Origin of the sequence: Streptomyces sp. NPDC002265 (genome assembly GCF_040296125.1) — a bacterium.
Taxonomy (GTDB): domain Bacteria; phylum Actinomycetota; class Actinomycetes; order Streptomycetales; family Streptomycetaceae; genus Streptomyces.
Map to the genome: position 1 here is coordinate 1 of NZ_JBEOWS010000297.1, position 12,455 is coordinate 12,455.

General features: G+C 72.9%; 8 protein-coding genes. 4 read left to right on the forward strand and 4 right to left on the reverse strand.

Features of this window, described 5'->3' with window-relative positions:
* Nucleotides 1–72: 72 nt before the first annotated feature.
* Nucleotides 73–561 (reverse strand): hotdog fold thioesterase, encoded by a 489-nt coding sequence (locus tag ABT085_RS35580; protein WP_351617632.1) that lies wholly within the window; start codon nucleotides 559–561, stop codon nucleotides 73–75.
* Nucleotides 562–662: 101 nt separating this feature from the next.
* Nucleotides 663–2,942: an FdhF/YdeP family oxidoreductase gene (locus ABT085_RS35585; RefSeq protein WP_351617639.1), complete on the reverse strand. Its 2,280-nt coding sequence runs from the start codon at nucleotides 2,940–2,942 to the stop codon at nucleotides 663–665.
* A 408-nt stretch (nucleotides 2,943–3,350) separates the two neighbouring features.
* Here ABT085_RS35585 and polA point away from each other — a divergent pair, with 408 nt between their 5' ends.
* Complete coding sequence (polA, locus tag ABT085_RS35590) at nucleotides 3,351–6,077, forward strand: DNA polymerase I (protein WP_351617642.1); 2,727 nt, start codon at nucleotides 3,351–3,353, stop codon at nucleotides 6,075–6,077.
* A gap of 866 nt (nucleotides 6,078–6,943) precedes the next feature.
* Here polA and ABT085_RS35595 read toward each other — a convergent pair.
* Entirely contained in the window at nucleotides 6,944–7,927 is a 984-nt protein-coding gene (locus ABT085_RS35595; protein WP_351617643.1) for a DUF4184 family protein, read from the reverse strand.
* 272 nt (nucleotides 7,928–8,199) lie between these two features.
* On the opposite strand from ABT085_RS35595, the gene ABT085_RS35600 reads away from it, so the two are divergent.
* From ABT085_RS35600 to pgfA, 3 genes are all read left to right on the forward strand, one after another.
* Entirely contained in the window at nucleotides 8,200–9,945 is a 1,746-nt protein-coding gene (locus ABT085_RS35600; RefSeq protein WP_351617645.1) for a lytic transglycosylase domain-containing protein, read from the forward strand.
* Between the two features lie 166 nt (nucleotides 9,946–10,111).
* Entirely contained in the window at nucleotides 10,112–10,246 is a 135-nt protein-coding gene (locus tag ABT085_RS35605; RefSeq protein WP_351617647.1) for an SPW_0924 family protein, read from the forward strand.
* A gap of 122 nt (nucleotides 10,247–10,368) precedes the next feature.
* Nucleotides 10,369–11,361, forward strand: a complete 993-nt coding sequence (pgfA, locus tag ABT085_RS35610; protein WP_351617649.1) for a cell envelope lipid trafficking protein PgfA — start codon at nucleotides 10,369–10,371, stop codon at nucleotides 11,359–11,361.
* Here the strand turns inward: pgfA and ABT085_RS35615 are convergent.
* The coding region (locus tag ABT085_RS35615) for an ATP-dependent helicase C-terminal domain-containing protein (protein WP_351617652.1) at nucleotides 11,351–12,455 on the reverse strand (1,105 nt) is incomplete at its 5' end. The two genes, pgfA and ABT085_RS35615, sit on opposite strands and share 11 nt — an antisense overlap.

Here is a 12,455-nt window from a genome sequence, read left to right on the forward strand (position 1 = left end):
GCACAGGCCTGTGGCGCGAGGCCTGTGGCACAGACCCCACGGCGCGAGGCCTGTGCCTGCGGCTGTGCGGGGTCAGCCCGCGGTCTGCACCGGGGCCGCGTCGCCCGGGTTCACGTCCCGCAGCAGACAGGTCAGCCGGGCCGTGCACACGCGTCGGCCCTCCTCGTCGCTGATCACGATCTCGTACGTCGCCGTGGAGCGCCCGCGGTGCACCGGCGTGGCGACCCCGGTCACCAGGCCGGAGCGGGCCCCGCGGTGATGCGTGCAGTTGAGGTCGACGCCGACGGCGATCTTGGTGCTGCCGCCGTGCAGCATGGAGCCGACCGAGCCGAGCGTCTCCGCGAGGACGGCCGAGGCGCCGCCGTGCAGCAGGCCGTAGGGCTGGGTGTTGCCCTCGACCGGCATGGTGCCGACGACGCGGTCCGCGGACGCCTCCAGGATCTGCACGCCCATCCGGGTGCCGAGGTGACCGGCGGAGAACAGGGCGGGCAGGTCGACACCGAGCGCGGCGTACTCGTCGATGACCTCCTGCGGGAACTTCACTTGCTGCTGCTCGCCCATGGGGCCGGCTCCGTTCGTCGGGATCGGTACGGCGCTCCGTCCGGTGTTCCTTCCGGTGTCCGGTTCGGTGTTCCGTACGGCGCTGCCGACTGAGCAAACGCTCAGTCGGTCGCCGATTGTTCCAGACGCACCACGACGGACTTGCTGGCCGGGGTGTTGCTGGTGTCGGCGGTGGCGTCCAGCGGGACCAGGACGTTCGTCTCCGGGTAGTAGGCGGCCGCGCAGCCGCGCGCCGTCGGATAGAGCACCACCCGGAAGCCGGGCGCCCGGCGCTCCACGCCGTCCTTCCACTCGCCCACCAGGTCGACGTACGAGCCTTCGGCGACGCCCAGCGTGCGTGCGTCCTCGGTGTTGACCAGCACCACCCGGCGGCCGTTGGTGATGCCCCGGTAGCGGTCGTCGAGACCGTAGATCGTGGTGTTGTACTGGTCGTGCGAGCGCAGGGTCTGGAGCAGCAGCCGGCCCTCGGGCAGGGCGGGGAACTCGACCGGCGCGGCGGTGAAGTTGGCCTTTCCGGTGACCGTCGGGAAGCGGCGCTCGTCGCGCGGTGCGTGCGGCAGGGTGAAGCCCTCGGGGCGGGCCACGCGCGCGTTGAAGTCCTCGAAGCCGGGGATCACGCGCGCGATGCGGTCGCGGACGGTCGCGTAGTCCTTCTCGAAGTCCTCCCACGGGACCTTGCTGTCGGTGCCCAGCACCCGGCGTGCCAGCCGGCACACGATGGCCGGCTCGGACAGCAGGTGGGCGCTGGCGGGCGCCAGCCGGCCGCGGGAGGCGTGCACCATGCCCATGGAGTCCTCGACCGTCACGAACTGCTCGCCGCCGGCCTGGAGGTCGCGCTCGGTGCGGCCCAGCGTCGGCAGGATCAGGGCGCGTGCGCCGGTGACGACGTGCGAGCGGTTCAGCTTCGTCGAGACGTGCACGGTCAGCCGGGCGCGCCGCATGGCCGCCTCGGTGACGTCGGTGTCGGGCGAGGCGGAGACGAAGTTGCCGCCCATGGCGAAGAAGACCTTCGCCTCGCCGTCGCGCAGCGCGCGGATGGCCTGGACGACGTCGTAGCCGTGCTCGCGCGGCGGGGCGAAGCCGAACTCCTTCTCCAGCGCGTCCAGGAAGGCGGGGGCGGGCCGCTCGAAGATGCCCATGGTGCGGTCGCCCTGCACGTTGGAGTGGCCGCGCACCGGGCACACGCCCGCGCCGGGGCGGCCGATGTTGCCGCGCAGCAGCAGGAAGTTGACGACCTCGCGGATGGTCGGGACGGAGTGCTTGTGCTGGGTGAGGCCCATGGCCCAGCAGACGATGGTGCGCTTCGAGGCGAGCACCATGCGCAGGGCTTCGTCGATCTCCTCGCGGGTGAGGCCGGTCGCGGTGAGGGTCTCGTCCCAGTCGGCGGCACGCGCGGCCGCGGCGAACTCCTCGAAGCCGTGGGTGTGCTCGTCGACGAACGCCTGGTCGACGGCGCCCTCGGTCTCCAGGACGAGCCGGTTGAGGAGACGGAAGAGGGCCTGGTCGCCGCCGATGCGGATCTGGAGGAAGAGGTCGTTGAGGGCGGCGCCCTTGAGCATGCCCTGCGGGGTCTGCGGGTTCTTGAAGCGCTCCAGCCCCGCTTCGGGCAGCGGGTTGACGCTGATGATCCGTGCGCCGTTCGCCTTGGCCTTCTCCAGCGCGGACAGCATCCGCGGGTGGTTGGTGCCGGGGTTCTGGCCGGCGACGATGATCAGGTCGGCCTGGTAGAGGTCGTCCAGCAGGACGCTGCCCTTGCCGATGCCGATCGTCTCGGTCAGGGCCGAGCCCGACGACTCGTGGCACATGTTCGAGCAGTCGGGCAGGTTGTTGGTGCCCAGCTCGCGGGCGAAGAGCTGGTAGAGGAACGCGGCCTCGTTGCTGGTGCGGCCCGAGGTGTAGAAGAGGGCCTCGTCGGGCGAGCCGAGGGCGGCGATCTCGTCGGCGACGATGTCGAAGGCGCGCTCCCAGGTGACCGGCTCGTAGTGGTCGGCGCCCTCGGGGAGGTACATGGGGTGGGTGAGGCGCCCCTGCTGGCCGAGCCAGTAGCCGCTGCGTGCGCCGAGGTCCTGGACGGAGTGGGCGGCGAAGAACTCGGGGGTGACCCGGCGCAGGGTGGCTTCCTCGGCGACCGCCTTCGCGCCGTTCTCGCAGAATTCCGCCGCGTGCCGGTGCTCCGGCTCGGGCCAGGCGCAGCCGGGACAGTCGAAGCCGTCCTTCTGGTTGACGCGCAGCAGGGTCAGCGCGGTGCGCTTGACGCCCATCTGCTGCTGGGCGATGCGCAGGGAGTGCCCGACGGCCGGCAGTCCGGCGGCCGCGTGCTTGGGCTCGGCGACGCGCGGCGCGTCCTGGACCGGATCGGCCTTCGGCGGCTTCGTTGCCATCGCGAGCTCTCCTTCTTCGGTGTGTGCTGCGTCTCCCGGGTCGTGCCGTCCGTCGGCTGCCCTGCCACGGGCCCGGGACCTTCGGCATCCTCGATCCTCGCACGCGGCACCGACAACGCTCGAAGCCGGTCGTGCGGGGAAATGGGAGCAATGCTTGCGCGACCGCGGGTGAGCCTGCTGTGCGCCACCCGCGCCGCTCGCGCCCCCTCGTGCCCCCCGCGCCCGGCTGTCCCGCGACCGCCTGCGGGGCGGCGGCGGGACGGCGGCGGGACGGCGGCAGGGTGGCCGGGGGACGGGTCGACGGGCAGGCGGGGACGGGCCGACGGACAGGCGGGGGACGGCCGGGCGCGGGGGCGTGAGTGCGCAGGGCGGAGCCGACTGTCGGTGCGGCGTGGCAGGATCGGGGACGTGGCAGATTCAGCAGCGAAGACGACCGACGAAACCTCCGGCGAGAGCCGCCCGCGCCTGATGCTCATGGACGGGCACTCGCTGGCCTACCGCGCGTTCTTCGCGCTGCCCGCGGAGAACTTCACGACCGCGACGGGCCAGCCGACGAACGCGATCTACGGCTTCGCGTCGATGCTGGCGAACACGCTGCGCGACGAGTCGCCCACGCACTTCGCGGTGGCCTTCGACGTCTCCCGCAAGACCTGGCGCTCCGAGGAGTTCACGGAGTACAAGGCGAACCGTTCCAAGACCCCGGACGAGTTCAAGGGCCAGGTCGAGCTGATCGGCGAGCTGCTCGACTCGATGCACGTCTCCCGGTTCGCGGTCGACGGCTTCGAGGCCGACGACATCATCGCCACGCTCGCCACGCAGGCCGAGGCCGCCGGCTTCGAGGTGCTGATCGTCACCGGTGACCGCGACTCCTTCCAGCTGGTCTCCGAGCACACGACGGTGCTGTACCCGACGAAGGGTGTCTCCGAGCTGACCCGGTTCACCCCGGAGAAGGTGTTCGAGAAGTACGGACTGACGCCCGCGCAGTACCCCGACTTCGCGGCCCTGCGCGGCGACCCGTCCGACAACCTGCCGGGCATCCCCGGCGTCGGCGAGAAGACGGCCGCGAAGTGGATCAACCAGTTCGGTTCGTTCGCGGACCTGGTCGAGCGGGTCGACGAGGTTAAGGGCAAGGCCGGGCAGAACCTGCGCGACCACCTGGACGCGGTGAAGCTCAACCGCCGGCTGACCGAGATGGTGCGCGACGTCGAGCTGCCGAAGACGGTCGCCGACCTGGAGCGCGCGCCGTACGACCGCAAGACCATGGCGATGATCCTGGACACCCTGGAGATCCGTAACCCCTCGCTGCGCGAGCGGCTGCTCGCCGTCGACCCGGGCGCGGTGGACGCCGAGTCGGCCGCGGTGGTCACGGAGGGGGTGGAGCTGGACGGCACGGTGCTCGGCACCGGCGAGCTGGCCGGCTGGCTGGCCGGGCACGCCGGTGAGGTCCTCGGTGTCGCCATGGTCGACACCTGGGCGCTGGGCAGCGGCTCGGTCTCCGAGGTCGCGCTCGCCGCGGGCGGCGGTGCGGCCGCCTGGTTCGACTCTTCCGAGCTGGACGAGGCCGACGAGAACGCCTTCGCGGCCTGGCTGTCCGACGCGGACGCGCCGAAGGTCCTGCACAACGCCAAGCGCGCCATGCGGGTCCTCGCCGAGCACGGCTGGAGCGTCGCCGGTGTGCGTATGGACACCGCGCTGGCCGCCTACCTCGTCAAGCCCGGCCGGCGCTCCTTCGACCTGGACGCGCTGTCCCTGGAGTACCTGGGCCGGGAGCTGGCTCCGGCCGCCGCGGCCGACGGCCAGCTGGCCTTCGGTGCGGACGACGGAGCCGAGGCCGAGGCCCTGATGGTCCAGGCCCGCGCGATCCTCGACCTGGGGGAGGCGTTCGAGAGCCGGCTGGCGGAGGCCGGCGCGGCGGACCTGCTGCGGGACATGGAACTGCCCACCTCGGCGCTGCTGGCGCGGATGGAGCGGCACGGCATCGCGGCGGACCGGGCCCACCTGGAGGCCATGGAGCAGATGTTCGCGGGCGCGGTGCAGCAGGCCGTGAAGGAGGCGCACGCCGCGGCCGGACACGAGTTCAACCTGGGCTCGCCCAAGCAGCTCCAGGAGGTCCTCTTCGGCGAGCTGGCCCTGCCCAAGACCAAGAAGACGAAGACGGGCTACACCACCGACGCGGACGCGCTCGCCTGGCTGGCCGGCCAGACCGACAACGAACTGCCGGTCATCATGCTGCGCCACCGCGAGCAGGCGAAGCTGCGCGTCACCGTCGAGGGCCTGATCAAGACGATCGCGGGCGACGGCCGTATCCACACCACCTTCAACCAGACGGTGGCGGCGACCGGACGGCTGTCGTCCACGGACCCGAACCTCCAGAACATCCCGGTGCGCACCGACGAGGGCCGGGCGATCCGGCGCGGCTTCGTGGTCGGCGAGGGCTTCGAGTCGCTGATGACGGCGGACTACAGCCAGATCGAACTGCGGGTGATGGCCCACCTGTCCGAGGACGAGGGCCTGATCGAGGCGTTCACCTCGGGCGAGGACCTGCACACCACGGTCGCCTCGCAGGTCTTCTCCGTCGAGCGCTCCGCCGTCGACGCGGAGATGCGCCGCAAGATCAAGGCGATGTCGTACGGCCTGGCGTACGGCCTGTCGGCGTTCGGTCTCTCCCAGCAGCTGAACATCGAGGCGGCCGAGGCCCGCGCGCTCATGGACACCTACTTCGAGCGCTTCGGCGGCGTACGGGACTATCTGCGCCGGGTCGTGGACGAGGCACGGTCGACGGGCTACACCGAGACCCTCTTCGGACGCCGCCGTCATCTGCCCGACCTCAACAGCGACAACCGGCAGCGCCGCGAGACGGCGGAGCGCATGGCCCTCAACGCCCCGATCCAGGGCACGGCGGCGGACATCGTCAAGATCGCCATGCTGAACGTGGACCGGGCGCTGCGGGAGGCGGACCTCACGTCCCGGATGCTGCTCCAGGTCCACGACGAAATCGTCCTGGAGATCGCCCCCGGTGAGCGGGTGGCGACCGAGGAGATCGTCCGCCGGGAGATGGCGGGCGCGGTCGCGCTGCGCGCCCCGCTGGACGTGTCGGTGGGTGTGGGGCCGGACTGGGAGTCGGCCGCGCACTGAGCGCGCCGCACGGACCCGGCGGTCTGCCCGCGGGGGCGGCCGCCCGTCCGGTGCCCCGCGCCGCCGGACGGTGTGCGGGGCACGGGTGGGGTGCGGAGCAGGGGTGGGGTACGGGTGGGCGGTGGACGTTCTTCCGCAGTGGTCCGTCACCCGCGTGGCCCCCGCGAGAACGCCCGCGGGGGGCCGCGACCGTAAGGATGCGGGCATGGGTATACGCACGCTCCACCGCCGGACGGGACCCGACCGGGCCCGTCCCCAGGGACAGTCGCCGGCGCGGTCCGACGGCAAGGGCAGGGCTGTTACCGGTGCCGGGCTCCCGGTGGTCCCGGCCTTCGCGGCCGGGGCGGGGGCCGTCCGTGTCCCCGCCACGGCGGCCATGACCGCACGCCGGACGGTGGCCGGGCTCCGGCGCCGGTTCACCCGTGGGGGACCGTACGCCGCGGACCCCCGTGAGACGCCCGCCTGGCGTCTGTGGGCCGACACCGGCCGGGCCTACCTGTGCCTGCTCCTGGCCCGGCTTCCCCGGAGGCATCGCGCCACGAGGACCGTCACCGTGTTCGTCGCTGCGCCCGTCGGGCTCCGTCCGCCTGAGAGCTCCGGACAGGAGTGAGGCCCGGCGGGCGCCACTTGTGTCCGGAGCCCTGAGGGAGCCCTAGGGCCTGTCGTTTGGATCAGCCCGGCGGCGCGGGGTGTGGCACGCACATCTGCGGCGTTGTCGTCACTCGCCGACGTCCCCCAGCCTTCGGCCGGGAGGTGCCCCCACCGCGTCGACTCCCTCCTCCGCCTTGCAGCTGCACGCACCACACCCCGCTCGGGTCGACCGGCAGCCAGGCCGGTCATGGCCGGCCTGATCCAAACGACAGGCCCTAGGGGCGGCCCCGACCGACGCCGACGCCGACGCCCTCCACGCCGTCCATTTCCTCTACGCCTTGCACGTCCTCCGGGCGCCCGGAGGCGGCCCCGGGTGCCGGACGCCGCACGCGGACGCCGACGGCGTACAGCAGCAGTCCCGGCACGAGTCCCGCGCCCACGCCGAAGCACAGTGTCGGGATCAGCTCCAACGGGCTGAGTGCCGTGTCCCAGGACACCCACCCCCGCGACACCCGCTGCACCGCCCCGGCCAGCACGCAGCCGCCGATCAACGAGGCCGCCCACCAGCGGTCCCGCGCCGAGAGAACCGGCACACCCGAGAAGCCACCCTCCGCCCCCTCGCCGGCGGCACCCGTCGACCCCGCTGCCGGACCGGACGCCGTCGAGCGGGCCGCCGTCGGACGGGCCGTAGCCGGGCGGGTGGGCGTACGGCGCAGCGCGAACAGCACGAACGCGGCGATCACCACCGCGGCGACGGCCGAGCTGCCGTACTGCGCGTACCAGTAGACCGGCCGGCCCGCCGCCTCCCGGCCCAGCACCGGGAACAGCCGCGTACCCCAGCGGTCGTGGTGCGTGAACGCGTCCCACACGACATGCGTCAGCGCGCCGAGCACCGCCGACAGGTACCACCGCGCCGCCGTGACCGCCCCCGCGCGCGCCCGTGGCGCCCCGCAGTGCAGCAGCGCCGCCCACCGCCCCTGCCGGGCCCGCGGCAGCAGCGCCACCAGCGGCTCCCGCACCAGCGCCCACAGGCACACCAGCGCCCAGGCGACGGGCACGTCGACCGTGAAGACGCCCGGGAAGGAGTGCGTGACGTCGCCGAACTCCATCGCCCCCGGGACGACACCTGCCGCGTAATAGGTCATGTCGGGCGCGAAGGAACCAGCCACGAGGACAGCGGGCACCAGCGGCCCGCGGCCGGAGCCGTCGGTGCGCAATCCGGGCAATACGGCCGCCGCGTGGCTCAGGGTGAACGGCAATTCGGCCTCCTGTGCAGGACGTTGGCCGAACGGCCGACCCGGTGATCATTTGTTTCCCAGTATGCGTGACGATCGTCTTGGGTAACCGGACTTGGCCAACTGGTGAATATCGGACGTGAACGGGTGCCCGTGGAAAGCAAGTTGTCGTAGGGTCGCCTGGGTCACACCCCCGGGAGGGCAACCCCCGGGGCGGCAGGACCGTCACACCAGAGCGGGACATGCAGACGGAAGTCGGTCGGGTGCACACGGCGCCCACGGGAGGGGTTCACTCGATGGCGGCGCAATTCGGCAAGCGTCTTCGCAAGGGGGCCCTCGCCACCACCGTGGCGGCGGCCGCGGTCGCGGCACTCTCCGCCTCTCAGGCGCCGGGAGTGACGGTCGACACCCAGGGCAGGCAGACGGCCGCCGACGCGCAGGCCACGCCCGAGGCGACCGTCGGCGACGGCGCCGCCACCGGCAACTCGCCCTACTACACCGACCTGCCGCCGCTGAACAGCCCGGCCCCCGCGACCTCGGCCCCGGTCCCGACGCCGGGCGCGAGCACGGGTCCCGTCGCGACGGGACCGGCCGAGGCGGGCATACCCGCCACCGTCCTGGACGCCTACAAGAAGGCCGCGGCCGAGCTGGCCGTCTCCAAGGCCGGCTGCAACCTGCCCTGGGAACTCCTCGCCGCCATCGGCAAGGTCGAGTCGGGCCAGGCCCGCGGCGGCAACGTCGACGCCAACGGCACCACCCTCAGCCCCATCCTGGGCCCGAAGCTGGACGGCAACGGCTTCGCGCTCATCCCGGACACCGACAACGGCGCCTACGACGGCGACACCACCGTCGACCGGGCCGTGGGCCCCATGCAGTTCATCCCGTCCACCTGGGCGTGGGCGGGCCGCGACGGCAACGGCGACGGCGCCAAGGACCCCAACAACGTCTACGACGCCGCCCTCGCCGCGGGCCACTACCTGTGCCGCAACGGCTGGGACCTGTCCACCCAGGCCGACCTCCACCGCGCGATCCTCAGCTACAACTACTCGCAGGACTACCTGAACACGGTCCTGTCGTGGCTGGAGTACTACCGCAAGGGCACCCACGAGGTCCCGGACGGCACCGGCACCCTGCCCGCCCACCGCAGCGACGGCCAGCACTCGTCGGGCCCCACCACCTCCCCGTCCGCGCCATCGACGCCCGATCCGTCCGCGCCGACCCCCGGGAAGCCGAAGCCGTCGACGCCGAGCACCCCGGCCCCGACGCCCACCGACACGGTGGACCACCTGAAGGACGTCGGCACGGCGAAGCTCACCGCGACGGCGGGCCAGGCGTTCGACGGGAAGATCAGCACGCGCGCCGAGACCAAGGCGGGCAAGGGCGTCGGCAAGGTACGGATCCGCTTCACCCTCGTCGGTGACACCGACGCCACCTTCGCCGGCGGCGAGAGCGTCGCGACCGTCGTCACCGACACCACGGGCGTCGCGGTGGCGCCCGTGCTCCAGGCGGGCGAGAAGACCGGCAGCTTCACCGTCCGGGCCCTTGTCGTGGGCCGCACGCTCTCCGCCGTCGACCACGCGGCCAGCGTCACCGCCCGCGCCGCCGACGCGCTCACCCGCACCGCCGACGCCGCGCTGAGCTGCACCGCGGGCGGGGAGTTCGCGGACCAGGTCGAGGTGAAGGCCACCTACGGCGGCGCCGTCGCGGACAAGGTCGCGGCCACCGCCATGCTCGTCGGGGCGGCGGGTGACACGACCGAGAACGACAAGGGCCCCTACTTCAAGGACGCCGACGGCAAGGCCGTACGCACCCTGACGGGCCTGGAGACCGACGCGAACGGTTTGCTGAAGCTGCCCAAGCTGTACGCGGACGACACCGCCGGCACCTACCTGCTGCGCATCACGACCACCGGCGGGGCGACGCTGACCGTCGAACTGACGGTCACCGCGGCCGAGACACCCGACCCGACCCCGAGCCCCAGCGACTCCCCCTCGGCGACCGCCTCCGAGTCCGCTTCCGCTTCCGCGACTCCCTCGGCCTGACCGGCACGGCCGGTCGGCCTTCCGGCCGGCGCGAGACAGGGCGCCCCTCCGCTTCGGCGGCGGGGCGCCTTCGTCGTGTGCGCCCTGCGTGTTCTCATCTCGCCCGGCCGTTGCTACGGTGCCCGATCTGACGAGGTATCAGTTCCAGTCCGTCGGGAGGCTCCGTATGCGTGCCCTGATCGCCGCCGCGACCGGTCTCGCCCTCGCGTTCGCCCTGGTCCTCACCCTCACCGCGCTGGGCTCACCGACCGGCCGCACGTCCCCCGAACCGCTGCTGACGACGGTCCCCGCACACCCGTGACCGTCCGCTGACAGCCGTCCGCCGAAAGCCGAAGACCGTCCGCCCGAAAGCCGTCCGCCCGAAAGCCGCGTCCGCCGAAGACCGTCCGCCGAAAGCCGTTCCCACCCGGGAGGGAGGCCGAGATGCGCCGCAAGGCCGGCCTGTTCCTGCTCGCCCTCGCCGTGTTCTTCGCGGCGCTGTCCCCGTTGCTGCGCTGGTACGCCTTCCCGCGCCTGGCCAAGATCCCCGCGAACCAGTACCAGGACATGGTCCTGGAGGCGAAGGACGCCACCCTCCTCGACTACGGCACCATGCAGGCCCGCAAGGTCTCCAAGGTCACCATCGTGCAGACTCTCAAGGGCAACGTGGAGGAGTCGGACCGGATCGAGAAGACCGCCGGCCGGGACGTCGTGGTCTGGGACGGCCTCTCCTACGTCCAGGGCCCCGACGGCAAGATGGTCTCCAAGGTGTCCGAGCGCTACATCTTCGACGCCCACACCCAGGAACCCGTCCACGCCACCGGCGAGGCCGTCGACGGCGACCCGGTGCGACGGCAGGGCATCGAGTTCAAGTGGCCCTTCCTGACGGAGAAGCGGGACTACGAGTACTTCGACGCGCAGACCCGCACCTCGGCGCCCATCCACTACCGGGGCACCCGGGACTTCCGCGGCCTGAACGTCTACTACTTCGAGCAGACCGTCCCCTGGACCAAGGTCGCGTTCCCCAAGGTCATGCCCGTCGAGGGCGTCACGCCCGAGTCCGTCGCCGGGACCGGCACCACCCGCTGGTACACCACGGTCCGCAGGTTCTGGGTCGAACCCGTCACCGGCGCCCCCGTCTACGGCGAGGAGATCCACCAGGAGGAGCTGCGCGGCGGCACCCTGCTCGGCGGCCGCGCGAAGGTCACCGCGTTCGCGGGACACGTGAAGATGCGCGAGGACTACATCGAGCACACGGTCGCCCTGGTCCAGTCCAACCGCACCCTGGTTCTGCTGCTGACCTCCTACCTGCCCTGGGGCTGCCTGGCCCTGGCCGCGCTGCTGCTCGCCCTCTCCCTCTGGCTGGAGGCACGCGGCCGGCGCCCCGGCGGTCCGGCACCGGCGCCCGCCGCGGACCCCGAACCGGTCACCGCCTGAGCCGGGCGTTGGTGTGCCGGGTCGGCTCCGCGCCGGCGGGGTCCTCCGGCCAGGGATGCTTCGGATAGCGGCCGCGCAGCTCGGCCCGTACGCCCTTGTAGCCGTCCTTCCAGAAGGAGGCGAGGTCGGCGGTGACGGCGGCGGGCCGGCCCGCGGGGGAGAGCAGATGCACGAGCAGCGGCACCCCCGCGACGGCCGGCGACCGCTGGAGGCCGAACATCTCCTGCAGCTTCACCGCGAGCACGGGCTGCTGCGGATCCCCGTAGTCGATCCGGACCTGGGAACCGCTGGGCACGGTGATCCGCTCGGGGGCCAGTTCGTCGAGCCGGGCGGCGTCCCCGGACGCCCACGGGAGCAGCCGGGCGAGCGCCTGCCGGGCGTCGATCCGCGCCAGGTCCGCGCGCCGGCGCGCCCGGCCGAGCTCCGGCTCCAGCCAGTCGTCCACGCGCGCGTGCAGCGCCTCGTCGCCGACGTCCGGCCACGGGTCACCGAGGTGCAGCCGCAGAAAGGCGAGCCGCCGGCGCAGCGACTCCGCGTCCTGCGTCCACCGCAGCAGCCCGAACCCTTCCTGCCGCAACCCCTCGGCCAGCGCGTTCCGTACGAGTCCGGGTTCCGGGTCGGCCAGCGGGCGCACCGTGAGCTCCACGGCACCCAGCCGCTCGACCCGCCGGGCGACCACGTCGCCGTCCGCCCAGTGCACCTCCTGGCCGTGGGAGAGCAGCGGCGCGGCCGCCGACCGGGCCACGTCCTCGTCCACCACGGCCGCGAGCTGCACCCGTGCGTGCCCCCGGCCGAGCGGCCGGTCCGCGACCGCGACCGCGAGCCAGGGCGCCCCGCGCAACCCCGAGCCCTCGCGGAGCTCCGCGCGGGTCCCCGAGGCCATCAGATACGAGCCGCCGTGCGCCCGGGCGACACGCTCGGGAAAGGCAAGCGCGGCAACCAGCCCCACCAGCCGATCCTCCCCGAGCCCCGACCCGGCACCGGCCGCGGTGCCTGCGACACCGGCCGCGGTGCCTGGGACACCGGATGCGGCACCCGTGACGCCTGAGACACCGACCGCAGCACCCGCGACACCGGCCGCGGCACCCACGGCA